This is a genomic window from Halocynthiibacter styelae (assembly GCF_016123485.1).
Classification (GTDB): Bacteria; Pseudomonadota; Alphaproteobacteria; order Rhodobacterales; family Rhodobacteraceae; genus Halocynthiibacter; species Halocynthiibacter styelae.
On the sequence record NZ_JADCKQ010000004.1, the window covers coordinates 112,377 to 135,894 of the forward strand.

The window sequence follows — 23,518 nt, forward strand, 5'->3', positions numbered from 1 at the left end:
CAGGATATATTATGCCCATTCTTCTTGCCCTTATCAGTGCTGCCATGGTCGCTTACTTCTGGTTCAACCGCGCAAGGAATACCGTCGATATCGCAGGAGATCTGGCCAATGCGGCCAATGATGTACGTCTGGCGGCACGGCGATTTGGGTTCAGACGCCGCGCAAACATTCATCCGGTGGAATCGATTGAAGACCCGGATGTTGCGGTTGCAGCCCTGGCCGCCGCTTTCCTTGAACTGGATGAACTGCCGACCTCTGAGCAGCGTATGGCACTGGAAGGCGGGCTTTCCCGCAGTCTGACCCTGCCGCAAAAAGATGCGGCTGAACTGACTGTTCTGGGCCATTGGTTTGTCGGAGAATGTGGCACGCCCGGACAAGCCGTTGCGCGGATTTCACGCAAATTATTCAAGCTTAATGGCGGCGATAGCTTTGAACCGCTGATGGATATCCTGGGGGCCATTGCCGCCGCTGGAAACGGATTAAGCGACAATCAGAAAGACGCGCTTGAAGATGTCAAACGCGCCTTCCACATTCGCTGATCCCACGCCTCAGCTGCAATAAGGCTGCGCCCGGCTCCAGGCGATCATATCTTCGCGCTTGCGTTGTGAATGAAACGGTCCCCAGTCGGCAGCGACACCGCGCCAGCCCTCAGACACCACCCCGTCCCGCACAGCGGTATGCGCAATGATACGAACCGCGCAGGATAGGTTGGCTCCGCCGTCTTTCAGGGCTTCACCTGTACGGGCTTCACATCCATAGCCCCGTGCCGTCGCAGGCGTGATCTGCACCAGACCAAACCAGCGCCCTCCGCCACCGACAGCCTGCGGGTTCCAGGTGCTTTCGTGTTTGGCAAGCGTTGATAGCAAACCGGCCCAAAAGGCCGCGCGTCCCTCAGAGGCCTGATTTTCATAATCCGGACACCATACTGCGGCATCACCAGGCACCATCTGAACCAGTGCCTGACCATGGTTTTCAATTGCCGCCAGAGAGGCCCGGGTCCAGGTATCCCCCTGTGCCAGGTGGCTCCAGCGCAGGTCTGGTAAACCTGTTGGTGTCTCGCGTGACACAGGTTCATCCCCACCGCCGCAGGCCGCCAGAAACAGACAAGCTGCAAAAGTCATTGATTTACGCATATTCACCCCATGATCCACGTTCCACACAGGGTGACATCTTTTACGCCCACACGGAATGGGGCAACCCCCGATTACAGTCTGTCCCACTCTGCGCGGGCTCTTGCCCCCGGAGCCTGGCTGACATAGAAGAAGCGTAACGTATTAAGAGGCCCGGACCGAATGCTTGATCTTACCTACAAAGCCCCGAAACCCAAAGTGATCGCTGGTATGCGCGACGATTGGGAACTTGTAATCGGGATGGAAATCCACGCGCAGATCAGCAGCGAAGCAAAGCTGTTTTCCGGCGCGTCCACCAAATTCGGCAATGAACCCAATTCCAACGTGGCTTTTGTTGACGCGGCCATGCCGGGCATGCTGCCTGTGATCAACGAATACTGCATTGAACAAGCCGTGCGCACGGGCCTTGGTCTGAAAGCTGAAATCAATCTGTTTTCCGCTTTTGATCGCAAAAACTATTTTTACCCGGATCTGCCGCAGGGCTATCAGATTTCTCAGCTGTATCACCCGATTGTCGGTGAAGGCGAAGTCCTGGTGGAACTGGAAGAAGGTGTCGCGCGCAATGTCCGCATTGAACGTATCCACATGGAACAGGATGCCGGTAAATCCATCCACGACATGGATCCCACCATGTCATTTGTGGATTTGAACCGCACAGGCGTTGCCCTGATGGAAATCGTGTCCCGCCCGGATATCCGCAGCCCTGAAGAAGCCGCTGCATTTGTTGGCAAACTGCGCCAGATCCTGCGTTACCTTGACACCTGTGATGGCAACATGCAGAACGGCAACATGCGCGCAGACGTGAACGTGTCCGTCTGCAAACCCGGGCAGTACGAGAAGTTCGCAGAAACCGGTGATTTTGGCCATCTCGGCACCCGCTGTGAAATCAAGAACATGAACTCTATGCGGTTCATTCAGGCGGCGATCATGGTCGAAGCCAACCGTCAGATTGCGATTATCGAAGACGGTGGCAAGATCGATCAGGAAACCCGCCTGTATGATCCGGACAAGAACGAAACCCGTTCCATGCGCTCCAAAGAAGAAGCGCATGACTACCGGTATTTTCCTTGTCCAGACCTTCTGCCTTTGGAAATTGAACAGGGCTGGGTTGACGATATCGCGGCGACTTTGCCTGAGCTGCCAGACGCTAAAAAAACCCGTTTCATGGGTGATTTTGGCCTGTCTGACTATGACGCATCCGTTCTGACCGCTGAAGTTGAAAACGCGGACTTCTTTGAAGAAGTCGCCAAAGCCGGCGACGGCAAACTGGCGGCGAACTGGGTGATCAACGAACTGTTTGGCCGCCTGAAGAAAGACGACAAAACCATCCAGGACAGCCCGGTCAACCCGGGGCAGCTTGGCGGCATCATCGCGCTGATCAAAAAGGGCGATATTTCAGGCAAAATCGCAAAGGATCTGTTTGAAATCGTCTATACCGAAGGTGGCGATCCGGCAGAGATCGTTGAAGCCCGCGGCATGAAGCAGGTGACAGACACTGGCGCGATTGAAGCTGCTGTGGATGAAATCATCGCGGCCAACCCCGCCCAGGTTGAAAAAGCACAGGCGAACCCAAAACTCGCGGGCTGGTTTGTCGGTCAGGTGATGAAAGCAACCGGTGGCAAAGCGAATCCGGCGGTGGTGAACCAACTGGTCAGCAAAAAACTGGCGCTGTAAGCCTTCCAAAGAGTATCAACACCAAGAGCTGGCAATCACAGGTTGCCAGCTCTTCTTTTTTGCACAGACTCTTATGGTTCTCTGACAACAGTGAACCGCATTGTTCAGAGTTTAACTTTCGGCAAAATTATTTCCCTGATAAACACAAAAAATGCAGCGTGGCAGGACAGGCCCGCAGCAAATTTCGATGCTTATCGGAAGTGTGGACATAGTGAGTAAGACAAAAAACGGCACAGCCGCTCCGCCTGAAGGCGGTCGCGATGTGCTGATCGATCGATTGTATGAAGTGGCCATGGACCCCGGGCGCGCTTCTGAAATGCTTGAGCAATGGAATACATTGGTCAATCCATTGCGTGCGACTGCAGATCAGCAGAAAATCGTGCTGTTGAATGACAGTGCGATGGAAGAACATATTGCCCGTGCTGACCGGTTTCTCGAACGCTATGCCAATACTCTGGAACCTCCGAATGAACGCCAGACCCTGATCGAATATTTCGACATGGCAGCGGCTTTCCTGATCGAAAGCGATCTGACGGTCAGCACCGCAAATTCCGGGGCACAAGCGTCACTTGGCGTCACTGAAGGTGCACCGGCTGCCGCTTTACCAGTAGATCAGGATGACCTGCCCAACCTTCTGAAACAAATGCGGAATATGCTGGCCGGACGCGGTTCAAACATATCACTCTTCCGCGTGCGATCTTCAGATCTCGGGCATTTCATCGTGTTCCACATCCGGCGTCGCACACTACAGGATGGCGCCCAGTGCCTTGTTGTTGCGACCTCAGAACTGGCATGGCCCCCTGCGTTTGATGGCATCCTGACAGAAGCATTCAACTTCACCCAAACCGAAGTTGAAATCGTACGTATGCTGATTGAATGCTGTTCAATCAAAGATATTGCGGAACAGCGCGGGCGATCTGTCGATACCATTCGCGCCCAGATCAAATCCATCCTGGCAAAAACAGAAACGCGATCTCAGGTGGAACTGATCCGCCTTATTCTTTCCATGATGGATATGACCGGCTTTGCTGTGACGGGCCAGCAGACAACAGAGGCCTGGAGCCGGGGTTACACGGGTAATCCGGACGCTTCCGGTGCCGCAAAACTGCATACAATCAACACCCCGGACGGGAGACGGCTGGATTATCTGACCTGGGGCGACCCAAGTGGCACCCCTGTCATTCACCTTCATGTTGAAATTGGCATGTCCCGCTGGCCCAAATCCGGTGAACAGGCCGCCCGGAAGGCCGGGATTCGCATCATCACCCCCATTCGGGCGGGTTATGGCAACAGCAGCCCGCTGCCTGACAAAACCGATTTCACCCGCGGCGTTGTGGATGACATCGTGCATGTTCTGAAGGCCGAAAGCATCGAAAAATGCCATGTGGTCTCGCTGTGCGCTGATGTGCGTTTCGCCGCCCATATCGAAAAGTATTACCCGGGCGTCATGCAAAGCCTGATTGCGGTTGCAGGTACGCCGCCCCCTGATTCCCCAGGCGAATATGACCACATGGATCTCTGGCAGCGTTTCCTTCTGGTTTGCGCACGCTACACACCACATCTGCTGACCTTCACAGTCAAAACCGGCTTTCTCATGGCGCGCAAATACGGGCAACGTAAATTCCTGGAACATGTCTACCATCGTTCACCGGCGGATAAGGAACAGTTCAACGATCCGGAAATCTGGGAAGCTGTGACAACAGGCATTCAGATCTGCCTGTCGGACACACATTCCGCCCACAAGGCTTTCACACGGACAATTTCCGAGGAAATAAAGGGCTGGCATGCCGAATTCTGCGCCCTGGAAGGTAAGCTACCCGTACATTTCATCAATGGCACACTGGACGGCCAGGCCACGATGGAGATCATTGAACCCTTCTTCCGGGATCATCCCTGGGTCAGCTATGAACTTATTGAAGGTGCTGGACAGCTGCTGATTTACAGCCACTGGGACAAAGTGCTGAAAAAGATTGGCCAGTTCAGATAAAACCCGCACCTTTACCCCATATGGGGTACGCGCCGGAAAGCCGAGTCATGGCAATATCAAGGGGCAGTAGCGGTGAGTGTTAACAGTGCTGTGTTTATGAGTAATATCGTCTTTTCTGTGGCCGTGCCCGTTTTTCGGGCACGGCCACAATTACTTTGGCATGCTGCTCAGGCTGGAACAGTCCGGGATCAAAACAGACCTGTTCTCTGTCGTCGGACAAACGCCCCTTCCGGATGGCGACCATAATTAGCGAATTATAAACCTTTTACCCAATCTGGGGTATGCGCCGGCACATAGCGCTATGGCATAAAGATTCTACAGTAGCGGTGAGTGTTATCAGTACTGTGTTTACGAGTTAAGTCATCACATTCGTGGTTGCGCCTTTTTGTTTGGGCGCAACCACATTCGTATGGTTTGACGCTGAAGGCCCTGTCCTGGCCGAAGCAACTTCAGAAATCCGGATTTCCCACACATCTTGATTCTGAAGTTGCGTCAGCGCTCCCGGATTGTTTCCCTTTCCCTGCCTCAGGATGCGTTCTCACCGCAACAAATCAGATTTCGCAAACATTTTGCTGTCGTTTCCTTAGACAGTTCCCTTTGTCATGTGATAGCCCGGCGAAGCTGCACACTGCCGGAGAAATCAATGTCTGCTTTTGAATATAAAGTCGTCCCAGCCCCAACCAAAGGAATCAAGGCCAAAGGTGTCCGCGGCACCGATGCGCGATTCGCCTCTGCCCTGATGGACGTGATGAACGAACTGGGTGCTGAAGGCTGGCAATATCAGCGCAGCGATACCCTGCCCTGCGACAGCCGCAGTGCGATGGGTAAGAAATCCACCCAATATATGAATATGCTGGTCTTTGCCCGCGAGATCGCGGACGAATCTGCACCCGCCGCTGCGGAAAGCGAAGCCGACCTGCCAGACACACCGGTCCTGCGCCGTGTTCAGGCCCCGGTTCCGGCGGAAACCACGACAAAAGAGGACGCGCCCTCAGCAGAAGCCCTGGCTGACGAAGCCATGGAATTGGCCAAAAGCGACGAAAGCCCTGTTGAGAATAAGAAGACAGACGCAGAATAGTCACTGCGCAGATCACATTCGAAAGCCACCTGACATCGCCAGGTGGCTTTTTGTTTATGGCGCAGAAATATCCAACGCCAATGCATGAATACGCCCGATCAGGTCTGGCCCCATCGCAGCATGAACAGCCCGGTGACGCGCGATACGTGTCTTCCCGGCAAAATCGGCTGCAACGATCACCACGCGGAAGTGGCTTTCGCCCGATCCGTCATCCCCCGCATGTCCTGCATGCAAATGGCTTTCGTTCACAACCTCAAGCTTTTCAGGTGTAAACGTCTCTGAAAGACGTTGATGAATTTCACTGGCAACAGTCATTTTTTTCGCGCGCCCCCTTCTATCCGGCTGAGTTTGGTCTAAACTCTTGCGTCTGAGTCGGAAAGGTGCCGTCTGCAACAGGACCGATGGCGCAAGAAGGAATACGGATCATGAAGAAAGATGACCCATTCGGGTTCGATATGTCGGTGAGCTCGGCAAAAAAGAAAAACCCGCGCGGCAAGCGCGGCATGTCCGGCGCGTTCGAAACCTCCAAACGGGTATGTGAACATCCGGGTTGTGAAGAAGCAGGCCAGTATCGCGCGCCCCGCTCGCCAGATCATCTGGATGAATACCTCTGGTTCTGTAAGGACCATGTGAAAGAATTTAACCTGAAGTGGAACTTCTTTGACGGGGCCACTGAAGAAGAAATCGACGAACAGATTCAATCTGATCGCGTCGGCGGCCGTCCGACCAAACCTATTCGCAAATCCGATGAACAGCGCGCCTGGGAACGGCTTGGCGTTGATGACCCGCATCAGGTTCTGGGTGAAAACGCGACCCGCAACCCGGGCAAATCCATAACCGGCAGCACCCGTAAATTGCCACCATCGGAACGCAAAGCGATTGAGGTTCTGGAAGCAAAAGATCACTGGGCCAAAGCTGAGATCCGCAAGGCTTATAAGAAACTGATCAAGATTCTGCACCCGGATCTGAACGGCGGCGATCGTTCTGATGAAGAACGCCTGCAGGAAGTTGTCTGGGCCTGGGATACAATCAAGGCCAGCCGGAATTTCAAAGACAAAGCATAAATGAAAGGGCGCCCCAGAGGCGCCCTTTTCTTTTGTCAGTCAGCGATTTCAATCACAAGGTTGATACTGGCTGCGATATTCTGTTCACCCGCAGCCATCGGAACCCCGGCAGACGCCGCCATTTCCATGCGAGCCATCGGGTAGACACCGCCGCCACCACTTTGTGGTTCTTCAATGCGCAGCACATTCCCAGTTTCCGCACCGGCCGCCTGGGCATACAGCGCGGCCTTGGCCAGGGCATCTGCTACCGCCAGCTGGCGCGCCTCATCCAGATGAGGTTTTGGATCCTGCACAGTGAACTGCACCCCATGCAGCTGGTTCGCCCCGGCAGAGACAAGCTGATCCAGGATCTGCGGCGCGCTGTCCAGATCCCGCAGGCGGATGGTCAGCATATTGGTTGCGATATAGCCCATCACCTGTGGCGGCTGACCATTGTTCGTATGGCGCAGATCGGTGCGCAGGTTCAGGTTGCTGGTCTGTTGATCGCGCGCCTCGACCCCAGCTTCTGTGGCCACGGCCATCAGCGCTGCCATTTTGTCTGATGTGCCTGCCATAGCCTCTGCCGCATTGGCGGCGCGGGTTTCAACCCCGATGCTCACCTGCGCCATGTCCGGTACAACAGAAACCTGCCCCTGCCCCTGCACAGTGATCACCCGGGGTGCGGCATTTTCGGCCACCGCCATTACTGTGCTGCCCGCCAGGCAAATTGCCGCCGTCATCATCGTCAGAAAACGCATCTTAATTCCTTTCGTCATAGCTTTCATGTTCTTATGACGCATGCCGGGGGCAGTTTCCTGGCATTTTTTTCCGGCTGTCTTTTACCTGGCGGTTTTCTGCGGTAGGACAGTCGCAACATTATAGACGACCACAGGACGGGACGTTCCATGAAACCCGGATTTGCGCTGAACCTGACCCATAGCGGCATTCTTATGCTGCACCGCGTTTCCGGGGGCTGGCAGGTCATCGCGGAAGCACAACCAGAAAGCTCTGAGTTCGCGCAGCAGCTTTCAGACATGCGTGACAAAGCCGCCGCACTTGAACCCGGGGCCGTGATCTGCAAGCTGATCATTCCTGACACACAGATACTCTATACCTCTGCGACCAGCCCGGACCCGCTGAACAGCCGCAGCGAAGAACGCAGATTTGTTGAAACCTCCCTTGAAGGTCTGACGCCTTATGACATTCAGGATCTCGCGCTGGACTGGCAGCGGGATGGCGACACGCTGCATATTGCCGCGATTGCCCGGGAAACCCTGACAGAAGCCGAATCTTTCGCCACGGAACACCGTTTTAACCCGGTGTCTTTTGCTGCTGTGCCAGAAAACGGATCCGGCTTTACACGCGAACTTTTCTTTGGCGAAACCTCCTGTGCTGCGGGCTTTATGCTGGATGAAGATTATATTGAGCGTGAAGACCAGCCCCTTGTTATTGTCACACCAGAAATGGACGCGGCATCAACGCCTGTGAAAACACCTGCCCCCATTCCGGCAGAAGTAATCGTATCGGACGCCCCCCCCGCCACTGAGACTGAGACTGAGACTGAGACTGAGACTGAGACTGAGACTGAGACTGAGACTGAGACTGAGAAACCAGATCATGCGCATGAGGAAAAACAAGAGGCCATCGCGCTTGCCGGTGTGCAATCTTTGCAGCCAGAACCAGAAAAATCCAGGCCAGGCATGGGTAAAATTGCCCTGCTGGGCGGTGGTGCCATCGCAGCCGGTGTATTGGCGGCCCTGTGGCTCAGTCAATCTGTGCCACCAACGCCCACACCTGTAGCTGTAGAAGTCGCCACAACTGACGCAGAGACCGAAACGGCAACGGAAACGCCGGTTCAGGCCGCTGAAACAGAACAACCTGCCCCGGTTATCCCGACACAGGAAGATGCAGAAGATTTCTACGCAGAGAATGAAATCTGGATTCTGCCGCCGGATGTAGGGCAAACTGAAAACGCCAGAGGCCGCGTGGATGTTTCAACCGCAGCAGCAGGCACCCGAGGGGTTGGAAATCTTTACATCCCCTCCCATGACCCGGCCACGCCGTCCTTTGATGCTCTGGCTCTGCCCATCCTGAATACGGGCACCGCCGGCGGGCCGATGCCACAGATTAACAACCCTGCCACCCCCGGCACGGTTTTTGCTGTAAATGAACTGGGGCTGGTCGTTCCAACCCCGGAAGGGACAGAAAACGCCGAAGGTATCCGGATCTTTGCCGGACGGCCGGATTATCTGATCCCCCCACGTCCAACGGATGAGCCAACGACAACGGAAACCGATGCAGAAGCTGCAACGGAAGAAGCCGAAGAACAGCCCGACTTTGCTGGCTTTAAGCCACGTCTGCGTCCAACTGATCTGATCCAGAACCATGAACGCAACATCTACGGCGGGCTGACCCGCGCGGAACTGGCGCAGCGCAAACCTGAACTGCGCCCCGAATCCGCCCAGAGTGCACCGGATGTGGATCTGGCCCCAACTGAATTTGCTGTGGCGACGTCCATCATCCCTTCCACACGCCCGAATGATTTTGCCGCTGTCGTTGCAGCGGCACAAGCGGCCCGCGATGCGGCCCAAACCCAAAGCAGTAACAGCGGCGGCAGCACGTCCACCGCCTCTGCCAGCAGTTCCTCTTCCGGTGCGCGTTCTTCCAGCCCCAGCATCCCAAGCAGCGCATCCGTCGCCCGCCAGGCCACGATCCGCAACGCGATCCGGCTGAACCGTCTTTCCCTTGTCGGCATCTACAACACCGGCGGTACAAGACGTGCATTGATGCGCACCCGCAATGGCCGCTATCGCCGTGTGGAAGTGGGGGATCGCATTGATGGCGGACGTATTCAGGCCATCGGACAGAACAGTCTGCAATATGTCAAAGGCAGCCGGAACACCACGATGGAACTGCCTGGGAACTGACCCGCACTAACCTGACGTAAACGACCCGGCGCAAAGACGCATTCAGACGCGCGCACCGTGAAAATACGGCTATGAGAAATAAGCTGCTCTGCTCCCCTTGCGAAAGCCCGGAAATTCGGGCACCAAAGCGGGAAAGCGCCCCTGTTACAGGTGTGCAAGCCAACAAAACAGGCCCTTATGGCCAGAATTCACCCCCGGGCGCGTCAATCTGGCCGCACGGAGACAGCCACAGACCAGACCCTTCTGGAGACGGATACGATTATGACGACTGATGTAAAACCAACCGAAGAAATTTCCGTACGCGACGTTTTTGGCATCGACACGGATATGGTCGTTAAAGGCTTTGCTGAGCGTTCCGATCGTGTGCCTGAAATCGACCCGACTTATAAGTTTGATCCGGACACCACCCTCGCGATTCTTGCCGGTTTTGCTTATAACCGCCGCGTTATGATCCAGGGCTACCACGGCACCGGTAAATCCACCCACATCGAACAGGTTGCAGCCCGCCTGAACTGGCCCGCTGTGCGTGTGAACCTTGACAGCCACATTTCCCGGATTGATCTGATCGGTAAAGACGCGATCAAACTGGTGGATGGCAAGCAGGTCACTGAATTCCACGAAGGCATCCTGCCATGGGCGCTGCGCAACAATGTCGCGATCATCTTTGATGAATATGATGCGGGCCGTGCAGATGTGATGTTCGTGATTCAGCGAGTTCTGGAAACTGATGGCAAGCTGACCCTCCTGGATCAGAACGAAATCATCACACCAAACCCGAATTTCCGCCTGTTTGCGACTGCGAACACTGTGGGTCTGGGTGACACAACTGGTCTTTACCACGGCACACAGCAGATCAACCAGGCGCAGATGGACCGCTGGTCCCTTGTTGCGACCCTGAACTATCTGTCACACGACGCCGAAGCCAATATCGTTGTAGCGAAGAACCCAGTCTACAACACCGAAAGCGGTCGCAAGACCGTGTCACAAATGGTGACTGTGGCTGACCTGACCCGCACGGCCTTCATGAACGGCGATCTGTCCACCGTGATGAGCCCGCGTACCGTGATCAACTGGGCCCAGAACGCTCAGATTTTCCGCAACGTCGGCTATGCGTTCCGCCTGTCCTTCCTCAACAAATGTGATGAACTGGAACGTCAGACTGTGGCTGAATTCTATCAGCGTTGCTTTGACGAGGAACTGCCCGAAAGCGCAGCTTCCGCTGCGATGGGCTAAGCGCCCAGGTGATTTGTCCTGCCCGGCTTGCCCGGGCAGTGCCCGACCCTCCCGTTTTGCGATAAGCAAACTTTCAGTTTGACGGGAGAGCGCTTCGCACCCACCCGGGGTCAGGCGCCGCCCTATTGCAGGGGCACTTTGAAAACCGTTAGGCTGGCACTATGAGCAAACCGAACAACAACCCCGCTGATCCGTTCAAAAAGGCCCTGGCTGAGGCCACCAAAACTATGGCCAATGACACGGACCTGAACGTGACCTACACGGTTGATCCGGCGGGTAAGACGGCAGATACCATCCGCCTGCCCCAGGTCACCCGCCGTATGACACGGGATGAGGTTCTGATGGCGCGGGGCACGGCTGATGCCCTGGCCATGCGCCACCGTCACCATAATGCCACAACCCACAACCGCTATCTGCCCCAGGGCCAGATGGCGCGTGATCTGTACACCGCCATGGAAGACGCCCGCTGCGAAGCCATGGGCGCACGCGAAATGCCCGGTGCTCTCTCCAACATCGACGTAAAGCTGGAAGCAGAGGCCAAATCAAAAGGCTACGGCGAAATCACCGACCGCGCCCAGGCGCCTCTGGCCACGGCTGCGGGGTATCTGGTGCGTGAACTTGCCACCGGGCGGGACCTGCCTGAATCGGCGGCAAATGTGAAAACTCTCTGGCAGGATTACATTGAAGGTATGACCGGCGGCACGCTGGAAAGCCTGCAGGACGCGCTGAAAGATCAGGCCAGCTTTGCCAAATTCGCCCGCCAGATGATCGAAGACCTGGGCTATGGTGATCAGTTGGGCGATGACCCGGATTCGGAAGATGACGAGTCTGATGACGAAGCCCAGGAAGACGGCGAAGAAGAACAGGAGCAGGACAGTCAGGGCGACCAGGAGAACCAGGAAGAAGCCGAAGCCCAGCCGGAACAAAGCCAGGACGATAGCATGGACGCAACTGAGGCCCAGGTCTCGATTGATGACATGGCCGATCAGGAAGAAGGCGATGAAGCTGAGCTGCCCGAAGGCGACGCCCCGATGGAACCGCCAGCCCCTGCCCCGGCCTCTGAAGCTGATCCGGATTACAATGTTTTTGAGACAGAGTTTGACGAAGAAGTCCGCGCCGAAGATCTGGCCGAACAACAGGAACTTGAACGTCTGCGCGCCTATCTGGATCAGCAGCTTGAACCGCTGAAAGGGGCTGTCTCCCGGCTGGCCAACAAATTGCTGCGCCGCCTGCAGGCGCAACAGAACCGGTCCTGGGAATTTGACCTGGAAGAAGGTGTTCTCGATGCTGGTCGTCTGGCCCGTGTGGTGGTTTCGCCAACCACGCCCCTGTCGTTTAAGATGGAACAGGACACCGAATTTAAAGACACGGTTGTGACCCTTCTGCTCGATAACTCCGGCTCTATGCGCGGGCGTCCGATTTCCATTGCGGCGATCTGTGCAGATGTGCTTGCTCGTACGCTGGAACGTTGCCAGGTGAAGGTGGAAATCCTTGGTTTCACCACCCGCGCCTGGAAAGGCGGGCAATCGCGCGAAAAATGGCTGGCAGAGGGCCGCCCGGAACAGCCCGGCCGTCTGAATGATCTGCGCCATATCATCTATAAATCAGCCGACGCGCCGATGCGCCGGTCCCGCCCGAACCTGGGCCTGATGATGAAAGAAGGCCTGCTGAAAGAGAACATCGACGGTGAGGCACTGGAATGGGCCCACCGCCGTATGGTGGCCCGTCCTGAGGCGCGCAAGATCCTGATGGTGATTTCTGATGGCGCACCGGTGGATGACAGTACCCTGTCCGTGAACCCGGCGAACTATCTGGAAAAACACCTGCGCGATGTGATCGCCATGGTTGAGAAACGCCGTGCTGTCGAACTTCTGGCGATTGGTATCGGCCATGATGTGACCCGCTATTATGACCGCGCGGTAACAATCACCGATGTGGAACAGCTGGCCGGGGCCATGACCGAACAGCTTGCCGCCCTGTTTGACGCCGATCCACGCGCCCGCGCGCGTATCATGGGCATCAAAAAAGCAAGGTGATCTCAGGGGCCATACGGCCCCTGACTGCTTTTTCAGGTCTCACGTCAGAATATCCCGGCAGCGTTTCAACGCCTCAGCAATGGCCGGTTCGCTCCAGGGCAATTCTCTGTAAAATTGTGGATTTCGAACAAACAGGCGTACCATACACCGGATCAATCTGCGCTGATTGTCATTCGGCGCCGTTCTTACGTGATCCAGCCAGCGCGCAAAAGCCTCCTGCCCGTCGGCATATTCATACCAGCCATCATTCAGCGCAGGTTCCACAAAAGCCCGAAAGATCTCCGTCGCCCCGTCAATCAGCGCCTGGTCCGGCTCAGGATTCCGTAGTTCCGACAACAAATCCCCCATTCGTGCGGCCTGCAACGCCAATAGCTCGTTACCGACAGTGTTTCGGAACCCCTCCCGCAACAACCATGCTTTTATCTCGGGATTATCAGGCCATCTGATCTTGCGCACAATCGCAACACGCCCCTGCCCCTGATGTTTCTGAGCCAGGATCCACAACGCCATGTCGGGATCATTCGCGTGTTCTTTCAGAAGTGACCCCGCCGCTTTTGCAAAAATCTCATGCTGCCCCAGAAAACCGGCGATTTCTTCGATCTCCGGATCACGACAAAGACTTAGCCAGGAAAGAGCCCATTTCACCGGATATCTGTCAGGGGCATTGAAAACAAGGAACTTTGCGAGTGCCGTCAAAGGTCCCGGCGCGATCCCGGGGTGGTCGCTAATTTCAAAAGCGGCGATTTCTTTTTCATACATGAACCCAGGCTGCAACAGGAGCTCGTATAGGCGATACATCTGCGGTCGTGCCGGCGTTCTGAGCACGTTTGCAATGGCACGGGTAAGGGCGGCATAAGATATCATCCCCGGATCAGGCTGCCCTGAGCAATCAAGGGCGTTACCAGCCTCCTCATCAATATCCGGCAAAGGCAGGTTTTCAAGCGGTCCCCGCGCATAGCGCAGCGTGGACCAGACAGATGGGCGGGACAGATCCCAGACGCGCGGAAAATCTGCGCGCTTACGGGGCTTACGGTGATTTTTGGAAGACATAGAATGCGCAGGCAGACCTGCGTAAGTTTCATGATGCGTATTTATAACAATAGTGTCGAAGCTTTAACAAATGCTTTTGACGCACAAAGGCAATCTGGTCTGCTGAAATGGAAAACGCCGCAGAACTGCCGCGTTTTGCCTGTGTGGAAGCCAACTACATGATTGTTGATTACCGCTACAGAAGAACAACATCATCTACAGTGATCCCGGTCTGGCCCTCAATTGCCAGTGCCCCACTTACAATCGCGTTTGTCTCCACGTTGAGAAAGGAAAAGTTCACTTTGAAATAATACATCGTCTCTCCGTCACGCTCATAATCATGCTCTGTCACAGAAACGTCATCAAGGTACATGCGGCACCCATTTCCTTCGCCTCCTGCCAGTTTTACATTCAGAGTGTCTTCTCCAGGCACGAATTCTGAAATAATTGCAAAGACACCCTCATCGCTGTCGTCTTCTCCTGCATAGGCGTAGAGATTCATATTGCACTCATCCTTGCCCTCGCCGCCCGTCAATGTGGGGTCAGGCATATCTGTCGAATAATCCGCCAGTAACTGGTTCAGAACAATGCGGTCGTCGCCGTCGCCCCCATCAACAACGCTGAGGCCGCCGTCATAGGGTTGAAGATTATCGAGTGTGAGCTGATCGTCACCCGTCCCGCCATATAAGCTGCCAGGCATTTTTGTAGACAACACATCATCACCCGCATTACCATATACGTCCCAGGATCCGGTGCCGCCAATCACATCATCTCCATCACCACCATGGATGGCGCCGCCAAATGTGTCGAAGTCAGCTACATCATCCCCGCCAAGCAGATTGAAGTTGTCGGTACAGAAACATCCGGGTCCTGACCGTCAGTCGTGAGAGTGTCAGCCCCTTCTGTCCCAGTCAGCGTATCACTGCCATCATATTGCAGTCATTCACCTTCCGGCAGCTTATCATTGTCATTTGAAAATAGATCCATCAGCCCGGCAAAACCGACACCGATCAGAAGAGACATAAAAACTGGTCCCATAATTAACCGTTTACCCGTAAAAACAATCTAATGCTCTGTCAGCTTAAACCAGGTCATTGCAGCAACACGAAGGATTAGCTGAACATTTTGCCCGGGTTCATGATCCTTTTTGGGTCCAGCGCTTGTTTCATTGCCCGCATCACATCAACGCCTGCGCCATGTTCCTGCACCAGAAGATCCATCTTCCCCATGCCAATCCCATGTTCGCCGGTCGCCGTGCCGCCCATAGACAGGGCCTGTTCCACCATCTGATGCGACACAGCTTTGGCACGGGTCAGTTCTTCCGCATTCTCCGGATCAATCAACAGGATCGCGTGGAAATTCCCATCCCCCACATGCCCCAGGATCGGGGCGGTCAGGCCGGCCGCGTCAATTGCTTCGCGCGTATAAGTCACGGCTTCGGCCAGCCGCGACACGGGTACACAGACATCTGTGACCACCGCCGTCTTCCCCGGACGCAACCCCAGACAGGCGTAATAGGCCCGGTGACGCATCGCCCAGAGACGCGAGCGATCTTCAGGTTTTGCCGACCAGTCAAACCCGCTGGCCCCGAAATCTTCGATCACCTCACCAAAGCGTTCTGCCTGTTCCGCAACCCCCGCCTCTGATCCGTGAAATTCCACCAGCAGATGCGGCTGCACCGGCAGCCCCATGTCAGCATCTTTGTTCACGGCTTCCACGGCGAGGCTGTCGAGAAATTCGATCCGCGCCATGGGGATTGCGCATTGCACCGTCATGATCACCGCATTCACCGCCGCGTCCATATCGGGGAAAGCGCATACGGCAGCGGCTGTTGCCTCTGGCTGACCATGCAGGCGTAGGGTCAGCTCAGTGATCAGGCCCAGCGTCCCTTCAGCCCCGCAAAACAGGGCCGTCAGATCATAGCCAGACGCGGATTTACGCGCGCCTGTGCCCGTGCGGATGACACGCCCGTCGGCCAGGACAACCTCCATCGCCAGAACATTGTCCCGCATGGTGCCATAGCGCACCGCTGTTGTGCCACTGGCACGCGTCGAAGCCATCCCCCCGAGTGACGCATTTGCCCCCGGATCAACAGGAAACATCAGCCCGGTTGCGCGTAGTTCCCGGTTCAGGTCTTCGCGTGTAATGCCCGGCTGTACGCGCACAGAGAGATCCTGATCACTCACCTGCAACACGTTGTTCATGCGTGAGAAATCCACACAGACCCCACCCTTCACCGCAGATGTATGCCCCTCAAGCGATGTCCCTGCGCCGTAACCAATCACCGGCAGACCATGGGCGGCACAGATTTTCACAATCTCAGCCACTTCATCCGTTGTTTCCGGATAAACCACCGCGTCAGGCGGCGCAGGCGCAAACCAGGTTTCACTGCCGCCGTGGTTGCTGCGATCCGCTTCAGATGTGCTGATGCGTTCAGATAACACGGATTTCAACGCGGAAATGGCGGTTTTGGCTTTCATTTTACACCTCAGACATGGCAGGCAGGGAAGGACAGGAAGAAATGGTTAAGACCTCTGCGCTATGGTTTTACGCCCATGGGCGCGAGAACCCCAGAGGCAAAAGGGCGCAATACGGCAGATGATGTCAGCTTATGTGAAATCACTGATCCGCAAAAATATGCAGGATCTGGACAAGGCCTGGAATGTTCTGAAGGAAAAGGGCCCGGGCGAAGTCCAGTTCTGGTTTATCGCGCTGGCCGTCGGGATCGGGGCCGGTTTTGCCGCCCTTGGCTTTCGCAACGCAATTGAATGGCTGCAAACCGCTGTTTACGGCGCGGATGACAGCCGGACCCTGCATTCCTACCTCAGCGCATTGGCCTGGTATTGGATCGTCACAATTCCGGTGGTCGGAGGTCTGATCACCGGTTGTATCCTGCATTGGTTGACGCCAGACGGACGGGCACGGTCTGTTGCCGATGTGATCGAAGGCTCTGCGCTTCACAAAGGCCGTGTGGAACAACGCGCCGGGATCGGATCGGCGCTGGCATCCATCGTGACGCTTTCTACAGGTGGATCCTCCGGGCGCGAAGGCCCTGTTGTGCATCTTGCCGGTGTGATTTCAACCTGGGTTTCAAACCGCATCAATGCCTCTGGCATCACCGGGCGCGATCTGTTGGGCTGTGCCGTGGCTGGGGCCGTTTCTGCCAGTTTCAACGCCCCGATTGCCGGCGCGCTGTTCGCGCTTGAAGTCGTGCTGCGCCATTTCGCCGTGCATGCTTTTGCGCCGATTGTAATTGCCTCTGTCGCAGGCACGGTGGTCAGCCGCCTCCAATTTGGCAATGTGACCGAATTCGTTCTGAAACAGAACAATGAGATGCAGTTTTATATTGAGCTGCCCGCATTCCTGATCCTTGGGATCATCTCCGGCCTTGTCGCCGCGATCTTCATGCGTTCGGTTTTCTTCGCCGAGAAAGCAGGCAATCAGCTGCAGGCCCGCTGGAACATACCCGGCTGGTTGCGCCCAGGTATTTCCGGGTTGCTGCTGGGCATTCTCGCTGTCTGGTTCCCGCATATCATCGGGGTTGGCTATGAAACCACATCCGCCGCACTGACGGGACAGCTGCTGTTTCTGCAGGCGATCCTCTTTGTCGTCCTGAAATGTATTGCGGTTGCGATTACCTTTGGCGGGCGCATGGGCGGCGGGATTTTCTCACCTTCGCTGATGATCGGCGCAATGACGGGCCTTGCGTTCGGCATGGTTGCGACCAGCATCTTTCCTTCCGTGTCCGGTGAAGAAACCCTTTATGCGCTTGCGGGGATGGGCGCTGTTGCCGCCGCCGTTCTGGGCGCACCGATTTCCACCACGCTGATCGTGTTTGAACTGACCGGTGACTGGCAGACCGGCCTTGCCGTGATGGTGGCTGTGTCCCTGTCCACAGCACTTGCCAGCCGCCTGGTTGATCGCAGCTTCTTCCTCACACAGCTGGAACACCGCAATATCCACCTGGCCGCAGGTCCCCAGGCCTGGCTGCTTGCGACCTTTTCAGTGGCCGATGTGATGCGCACAGATAAACATCCACATGCCGCACGCGAGGAAGCCTGCTGGGAGCTTGTGGAACAAGGCATTTATGTCGACGGCAATGCAACCCTTGAAGCTGCCATGCCGATCTTTGACAATTCCGGCGCGGATTTCATCCCGGTTGTGACCCTTGGTGGCGAAGATCAGCCCCCGGAACTTTGGGGTGCGCTCTTTGAGGTCGACGCCCTGCATGCCTTCAACGATGCCCTGGCAGAAACCGCAGCGGAAGAGCATAGCTGACATCGTCAGCCATCAGGATATGGCTGATAATATACCCGGGCTTTCTGGTCCGGGTTCCTCAACTGGCCCTTGCACCTGATGCATGGCGGTTATGCAGTCAACGCAGGCACACGTGTTTGTGCATTCCCGCAGGGTGGAAACTGTGATGATGAAGCCCAGATAGAATGTAACAGAATTGAGACGACTCAAAGGGATCGGGTAAATTGTCCCTTCAGGTGAATGAGGTGTGCAGATGAAGATGGTTATGCGAAAAGTTGCGATGATGGCGGTCCTGACCCTGGGCGTATCCGGGGCGAATGCGTCGGCTGATCCTTCTGTCGACGGGCAGCGGGCATTCCCCCCTGTTCGCACTGATGTGCATGAAGACATGCCATCCGCCCCCCTCAATGTTCCCGGCCACAGCCCCCGCGCCCAGGAAATCTTTGACCAGCTTGCTGCCGAAGAAAAAGGCGCTTCCCCCCGCCCATCCCTACAGGGGGTTGTGATCTTTTCGTCAAAACCAGCGGTGGATTATCCCGAAGGGCGGTGAAACGCCGGATGAAGGAAATCCTGCGCGTGTCAGTCCTCTCTCTTGCCCGCATCACCGCAATGCCATAAAGCAGGGGAAACCTTACAAGACAGAGAGAGACCATGCGCCTCAGCCGTTATTTCCTGCCCGTTCTCAAAGAAAACCCGGCTGAAGCCGCGATTGTCAGCCACCGCTATATGCTGCGTGCCGGCATGATCAAACAGGCAAGCGCCGGAATCTATTCCTGGCTGCCGCTGGGCTTTAAGATTCTGCGCAAGCTTGAAAACATTGTGCATGAGGAACAGCAGAAGGCAGGTCACATGCCGATGCTGATGCCAACCGTTCAGTCCGCTGACCTCTGGCGTGAATCCGGTCGTTATGATGATTACGGCGATGAAATGCTGCGTCTGACCGATCGTCATGGCCGCGATATGCTGTATGGCCCGACCAATGAAGAGCAGATCACAGATACATTCCGGTCCCATGTGAACAGCTATAAAGATCTGCCGCTGACCATGTATCAGATCCAATGGAAGTTCCGCGATGAACGTCGTCCGCGCTTTGGTGTGATGCGGGGTCGTGAATTCCTGATGAAGGACGGCTATAACTTCGACCTGACCAAAGAAGATGCGCTGCACGCTTATAACCGCCATCTGGTGACATATCTGCGCACCTATGAACGTATGGGCCTCCAGGCGATCCCGATGCGTGCGGACGGTGGCCCGATTGGTGGCGATTACACCCATGAATTCCTGGTGCTGGCCGAAACCGGCGAATCCGAAGTGTTTTACGATTCTGAAGTGACCGACATCAAACTGGGTCAGCGCGACGTTGATTTTGACGACAAAGCGCAGTGCCAGGCGATTTTGGAAGAATTCACCACCCGTTATGCCCGCACCGACGAAACCCATGATGAGGCGATCTTTAACGAGGTGCCTGAGGAACGTCGTCGGTCCGCGCGTGGTATCGAGGTTGGCCAGATCTTCTATTTCGGCACCAAATATTCTGAAAGCATGGGCGCGAAAGTGGTCGACGAGAACCAGAACCAGGTGCCTGTGCATATGGGTTCCCACGGCATCGGTGTGTCCCGCCTGCTGGGCGCGATCATCGAAGCGTCCCATGACGATAAAGGCATCATCTGGCCCGAAGGTGTGACCCCATTCCACTGTGGCATCGTCAACCTGAAGCAAGGCGATGACGAAGCAGACGCGGCCTGTGAAGATCTGTATGCGGCATTGACCAAAGCCGGTCTTGAGCCGCTTTATGATGATCGCAAGGAACGCGCCGGTGGCAAATTCGCGACCATGGATCTGATCGGTCTGCCATGGCGCATCACGGTTGGCCCGCGCGGGTTGAAAAACGGTGTGGTCGAAGTAACCAGCCGCAAAACTGGCGAAAGCGAAGAAATGACGCCGGAAGCCGCGATCAACAAGATCATCGCGATCTACGCCAACCTGTAAATTCTGAAATGCGGTGCTTTGGCGCCGCATTTTTCTTTGGGGTTTAAGATGTTCTTACGTGTCATTGCATTTGCAGGTGGGCTGACAGGCGCGGCGGGATTTTCGCAGTTTCCCGAGTTTTCCCAACAATATCTGCAGCGCCTGGGGGGCGCTGTTGAGGCACTGGAACAAGTGGTTGCGGATTTTGATGCCTCTGCCGTGGCCGAAGGGTTAAGCCGTGAGGCAGCCCTGGATCAAATGCAAGGTACAGCGTTTCTGGAACGCCGCCGCGAAGACATGCAGGCGACCATCACACGCTTCACCGGCCTGCGTGGCGACCTGGAAGCCCTGGAAACACAATCCTCCTGGGGCCGCGCCGCAGCCGGCTGGCGTTTTGGCGATGTGGAACTGATCACCGCCACATCTAAGGCCTTTCGCCCGGGTTTACCCCTGACCATGGAAGGGGCAGGATTTGCCGGGGCTGGCTTCCTTACGGGCTGGGCTTTGCTGCTCTCACTATTCGCTTTGATCCGCTGGCCGTTCCGACGCCGCTGAACGGTCTGCTCTTCTGCGTCAGCTCAGGCAGCTGTTGATCCCGTTTTCTACAAGCTTTTCCCATTCCGGGCCAAGTTGTTGCCGCGCATCCAGAGCCTGGTGATATCCCGCATCTCCGGCATTAAACATCCGGACACGCAAGGACGCATCGTAGCTGCCGAAATCCAGGACATCTCCTGCGAAAATACTATCATCGTTACTGGGAATATAAATCATGTTGGGATCACTGTTCCGAGAACTGCCCAGAATTTCATATCTTTCAAAACCATGGCGGATTGTTTCAACGGCAGCCATTTTTGAAGCGACTGCAAATGCGCCCGCTGTCATGCAATCGGAATCAGCACTTGTTGTGATTAGGAGTTCGTTCTGGTTCAGGCGTGTTGTGCTTGTTGATGTGCAGGCGGCAAGGAGAATGGGTAAGATAATAACAAGGTGTTTCATTTGGCTTTTTGCACCTTAAGGTTGTGAGGTGGAAAAATCAATAAAGCGTCATGCCTCATGCGTCCAGAGAAAGCTGATACAAGCGGTACGCGCCTATCCGCCATGGGAGGACATAGCGCTTGATCTTTCAGGGGTTGCGGCCCATGTTCCACCCAACAAAGACAGGAGCAGTCATGGCCGGATCAACCCGCCCGTTTTCACGTTTTGAATGGATGATCGCATGGCGTTACCTGCGGGCGCGCAAGGCGGAAGGCGGGGTCAGCACCATGACCTGGATTTCCCTCATTGGCATTATGCTGGCGGTGGCTGCGCTGATTATCACGCTGGCTGTACGCACGGGTTTTCGCAACGAATTTGTCGATACAATCCTTGGCGCAAATGCCCATGTGACCGTGTATAAACAAAGCGAGGTCAATGAAAACGGACTGCTGACCAATGCTATGCCGGATTATGAGACCCGCGCAGAAGACATTCGTCAGGTGCCTGGCGTCACCCGCGTAGCCCCTCTGGTGCGCAATCAGGTTATGGCGAACAACGGCGACAATAACGCAGGTGTTGAAGTGTACGGCATCCGTGCAGAAGACATCCTGACGATCCCACGCATTGCGAATACGGAAACCTCGCGCGGGGATCTGGCACGTTTTGATGAAGGTGTGTCGGTTGGCATTCAGGTAGCCCGCGAGTTGGGGCTTCTGGTGGGGGATCGTATCAAGCTGATTTCCCCCAATGGCGTTAAAAGCCCTTTTGGCGGTACAAGCCCGCGCATCAACACTTATGAGGTCGTGCATATCTTTCAGTCAGGCCGCTATCTGATTGATAAAACACGAATTTATATGCCCTTCGCAGAAGCACAGAGCTTCTTTAACAGCGAAGGCGTGGCCGATGAGATTGAGGTTTTCGTGGAAGACCCCGAAGGCATTGACGCGCTGACCCTGCCTTTGCTGGCGGCGGGTGGCGAGGGTACGTTGCTCTGGACCTGGCGGGATTCATCTTCCGGCTTCCTCAATGCGCTGGCGATTGAAGACACGGTGATGTTTGTCCTGATGAGCGTTCTTGTTCTGATTGCCTCGCTCAACATTATTTCAGGTCTTGTGATGCTGGTGAAAAACAAGACCCGCGACATTGGTATTCTGCGCACCATGGGCCTGTCGGAAGGATCCGTCATGCGGGTGTTCTTTATCTGCGGATCGCTGGTTGGCGTGATTGGCACGGCGTTTGGGGTGATCCTGGGCTGTCTCTTTGCGACATATTTCGACAGTATCCTTGCCTTTATCAACGGCGCATCCGGCGGTCAGACCTGGGACGCATCTGTGCGTGGGATCTATCGCCTCCCTGCGGAACTGGAATGGCAGGATGTGCTGAAAGCGGTTGGTCTGTCGCTGTTCCTGTCCTTTGGCATCACTATTTTCCCGGCCCGCCGTGCGGCGCGTATGAACCCGGTGGAGGCTCTGAACAATGACTGATCCGGTACTGGAACTGCGCGGGGTTGAGAAAACCTATAACCCGGGCAAAGCGATTGAGGTTTCTGTGCTGAAAGGCGCGGATCTTACGATTGAACGTGGTGAAATTGTTGCCCTGATTGCACCTTCGGGTGCGGGGAAATCGACGCTTTTACATGTGGCGGGGCTGTTGGATCAGGCCACAACGGGCGAAGTCTGCCTGAACGGTCAGTCCCTCTCTGCCGCTTCTGACAACAAACGCACCCGCGCACGTCGCAACCAGATCGGGTTTATCTATCAGTCACACCATCTGCTGCCGGAATTTTCCGCGCTGGAAAATGTGGTTTTGCCACAACTGGCGAATGGCGCTTCTGAGAAAGCTGCAAAACAACGTGCTGAGGATCTGCTGACACAGGTTGGCATCGGTGAACGCATGCACCACCGCCCGGCGGAATTGTCTGGCGGTCAGCAACAGCGCGTGGCATTTTGCCGGGCCATGGCCAATGCACCGCAGCTTCTGCTGGCAGATGAACCGACAGGCAGCCTGGACCCTGTGACTGCGGATCAAATGTTTGACACGTTGCTGGGCATCACACGCGATACCGGTATGGCGGCGCTGATTGCGACCCACAACCATGAGCTTGCAGCAAAAATGGATCGGGTGGTGAAGCTTGAGAATGGCCTGCTGATTGAGCTGGAAAAACAAACCGTATAGGTTTTT

General features: G+C 55.7%; 21 protein-coding genes. 14 read left to right on the forward strand and 7 right to left on the reverse strand.

Annotated elements, in window-relative coordinates; genetic code table 11:
• The first annotated feature begins 11 nt into the window (after nucleotides 1–11).
• The gene (locus H1D41_RS06760; RefSeq protein ID WP_228848179.1) at nucleotides 12–539 is read left to right on the forward strand and encodes a hypothetical protein; all 528 of its coding nucleotides are present in this window, start codon (nucleotides 12–14) and stop codon (nucleotides 537–539) included.
• A 9-nt stretch (nucleotides 540–548) separates the two neighbouring features.
• Here the strand turns inward: H1D41_RS06760 and H1D41_RS06765 are convergent, their stop codons facing one another.
• The gene (locus H1D41_RS06765) at nucleotides 549–1,133 is read right to left on the reverse strand and encodes a transglycosylase SLT domain-containing protein (protein WP_228848180.1); all 585 of its coding nucleotides are present in this window, start codon (nucleotides 1,131–1,133) and stop codon (nucleotides 549–551) included.
• Between the two features lie 159 nt (nucleotides 1,134–1,292).
• Here H1D41_RS06765 and gatB point away from each other — a divergent pair, with 159 nt between their 5' ends.
• The 3 genes from gatB to H1D41_RS06780 all read left to right on the forward strand — a co-directional run bounded on the left by gatB (nucleotide 1,293) and on the right by H1D41_RS06780 (nucleotide 5,869).
• Nucleotides 1,293–2,804: an Asp-tRNA(Asn)/Glu-tRNA(Gln) amidotransferase subunit GatB gene (gene gatB, locus H1D41_RS06770; protein WP_228848181.1), complete on the forward strand. Its 1,512-nt coding sequence runs from the start codon at nucleotides 1,293–1,295 to the stop codon at nucleotides 2,802–2,804.
• Nucleotides 2,805–3,015: 211 nt separating this feature from the next.
• A complete protein-coding gene (locus tag H1D41_RS06775; protein WP_228848182.1) occupies nucleotides 3,016–4,791 on the forward strand; it encodes a LuxR C-terminal-related transcriptional regulator in 1,776 nt (591 codons plus the stop codon).
• A 643-nt stretch (nucleotides 4,792–5,434) separates the two neighbouring features.
• The gene (locus tag H1D41_RS06780; RefSeq protein ID WP_228848183.1) at nucleotides 5,435–5,869 is read left to right on the forward strand and encodes a DUF4177 domain-containing protein; all 435 of its coding nucleotides are present in this window, start codon (nucleotides 5,435–5,437) and stop codon (nucleotides 5,867–5,869) included.
• Between the two features lie 54 nt (nucleotides 5,870–5,923).
• Here the strand turns inward: H1D41_RS06780 and H1D41_RS06785 are convergent, their stop codons facing one another.
• Nucleotides 5,924–6,184: a BolA family protein gene (locus tag H1D41_RS06785; RefSeq protein WP_228848184.1), complete on the reverse strand. Its 261-nt coding sequence runs from the start codon at nucleotides 6,182–6,184 to the stop codon at nucleotides 5,924–5,926.
• Between the two features lie 110 nt (nucleotides 6,185–6,294).
• On the opposite strand from H1D41_RS06785, the gene H1D41_RS06790 reads away from it, so the two are divergent.
• A complete protein-coding gene (locus H1D41_RS06790) occupies nucleotides 6,295–6,933 on the forward strand; it encodes a J domain-containing protein (RefSeq protein ID WP_107497682.1) in 639 nt (212 codons plus the stop codon).
• A 35-nt stretch (nucleotides 6,934–6,968) separates the two neighbouring features.
• On the opposite strand, the gene H1D41_RS06795 is transcribed toward H1D41_RS06790, so the two are convergent.
• Nucleotides 6,969–7,670 carry an SIMPL domain-containing protein gene (locus tag H1D41_RS06795; RefSeq protein ID WP_228848185.1) on the reverse strand — a complete coding sequence of 234 codons (702 nt, stop codon included), beginning with the start codon at nucleotides 7,668–7,670 and terminating at the stop codon, nucleotides 6,969–6,971.
• 147 nt (nucleotides 7,671–7,817) lie between these two features.
• Between H1D41_RS06795 and H1D41_RS06800 the strand changes: the two genes are divergently transcribed.
• The 3 genes from H1D41_RS06800 to cobT all read left to right on the forward strand — a co-directional run bounded on the left by H1D41_RS06800 (nucleotide 7,818) and on the right by cobT (nucleotide 13,108).
• Nucleotides 7,818–9,839: a hypothetical protein gene (locus H1D41_RS06800; RefSeq protein WP_228848186.1), complete on the forward strand. Its 2,022-nt coding sequence runs from the start codon at nucleotides 7,818–7,820 to the stop codon at nucleotides 9,837–9,839.
• 261 nt (nucleotides 9,840–10,100) lie between these two features.
• Entirely contained in the window at nucleotides 10,101–11,072 is a 972-nt protein-coding gene (gene cobS, locus H1D41_RS06805; RefSeq protein WP_107497681.1) for a cobaltochelatase subunit CobS, read from the forward strand.
• A 161-nt stretch (nucleotides 11,073–11,233) separates the two neighbouring features.
• Nucleotides 11,234–13,108 carry a cobaltochelatase subunit CobT gene (cobT, locus tag H1D41_RS06810; RefSeq protein ID WP_228848187.1) on the forward strand — a complete coding sequence of 625 codons (1,875 nt, stop codon included), beginning with the start codon at nucleotides 11,234–11,236 and terminating at the stop codon, nucleotides 13,106–13,108.
• 39 nt (nucleotides 13,109–13,147) lie between these two features.
• On the opposite strand, the gene H1D41_RS06815 is transcribed toward cobT, so the two are convergent.
• The 3 genes from H1D41_RS06815 to H1D41_RS06825 all read right to left on the reverse strand — a co-directional run bounded on the left by H1D41_RS06815 (nucleotide 13,148) and on the right by H1D41_RS06825 (nucleotide 16,617).
• On the reverse strand, nucleotides 13,148–14,158 hold the full coding sequence (locus H1D41_RS06815; RefSeq protein ID WP_228848188.1) for a hypothetical protein: 1,011 nt from the start codon (nucleotides 14,156–14,158) through the stop codon (nucleotides 13,148–13,150).
• 175 nt (nucleotides 14,159–14,333) lie between these two features.
• Nucleotides 14,334–14,903 (reverse strand): hypothetical protein, encoded by a 570-nt coding sequence (locus H1D41_RS06820; protein WP_228848189.1) that lies wholly within the window; start codon nucleotides 14,901–14,903, stop codon nucleotides 14,334–14,336.
• 346 nt (nucleotides 14,904–15,249) lie between these two features.
• Entirely contained in the window at nucleotides 15,250–16,617 is a 1,368-nt protein-coding gene (locus tag H1D41_RS06825) for an FAD-binding oxidoreductase (protein WP_228848190.1), read from the reverse strand.
• 121 nt (nucleotides 16,618–16,738) lie between these two features.
• Here H1D41_RS06825 and H1D41_RS06830 point away from each other — a divergent pair, with 121 nt between their 5' ends.
• The 4 genes from H1D41_RS06830 to H1D41_RS06845 all read left to right on the forward strand — a co-directional run bounded on the left by H1D41_RS06830 (nucleotide 16,739) and on the right by H1D41_RS06845 (nucleotide 20,917).
• Nucleotides 16,739–18,415, forward strand: a complete 1,677-nt coding sequence (locus H1D41_RS06830) for a chloride channel protein (RefSeq protein WP_228848368.1) — start codon at nucleotides 16,739–16,741, stop codon at nucleotides 18,413–18,415.
• 232 nt (nucleotides 18,416–18,647) lie between these two features.
• A complete protein-coding gene (locus H1D41_RS06835) occupies nucleotides 18,648–18,944 on the forward strand; it encodes a hypothetical protein (RefSeq protein ID WP_228848191.1) in 297 nt (98 codons plus the stop codon).
• Between the two features lie 101 nt (nucleotides 18,945–19,045).
• Nucleotides 19,046–20,383: a proline--tRNA ligase gene (proS, locus tag H1D41_RS06840; RefSeq protein ID WP_107497561.1), complete on the forward strand. Its 1,338-nt coding sequence runs from the start codon at nucleotides 19,046–19,048 to the stop codon at nucleotides 20,381–20,383.
• A gap of 48 nt (nucleotides 20,384–20,431) precedes the next feature.
• Nucleotides 20,432–20,917 (forward strand): DUF2937 family protein, encoded by a 486-nt coding sequence (locus H1D41_RS06845; protein ID WP_228848192.1) that lies wholly within the window; start codon nucleotides 20,432–20,434, stop codon nucleotides 20,915–20,917.
• An 18-nt stretch (nucleotides 20,918–20,935) separates the two neighbouring features.
• Here H1D41_RS06845 and H1D41_RS06850 read toward each other — a convergent pair whose 3' ends face one another.
• Entirely contained in the window at nucleotides 20,936–21,358 is a 423-nt protein-coding gene (locus H1D41_RS06850) for a hypothetical protein (RefSeq protein ID WP_228848193.1), read from the reverse strand.
• A gap of 173 nt (nucleotides 21,359–21,531) precedes the next feature.
• On the opposite strand from H1D41_RS06850, the gene H1D41_RS06855 reads away from it, so the two are divergent.
• Together H1D41_RS06855 and H1D41_RS06860 are read left to right on the forward strand one after the other, a co-directional pair.
• On the forward strand, nucleotides 21,532–22,821 hold the full coding sequence (locus H1D41_RS06855) for a lipoprotein-releasing ABC transporter permease subunit (RefSeq protein WP_228848194.1): 1,290 nt from the start codon (nucleotides 21,532–21,534) through the stop codon (nucleotides 22,819–22,821).
• Complete coding sequence (locus H1D41_RS06860; protein ID WP_228848195.1) at nucleotides 22,814–23,512, forward strand: ABC transporter ATP-binding protein; 699 nt, start codon at nucleotides 22,814–22,816, stop codon at nucleotides 23,510–23,512. Before H1D41_RS06855 ends, H1D41_RS06860 begins: the two co-directional genes overlap by 8 nt.
• Nucleotides 23,513–23,518 lie beyond the last annotated feature (6 nt).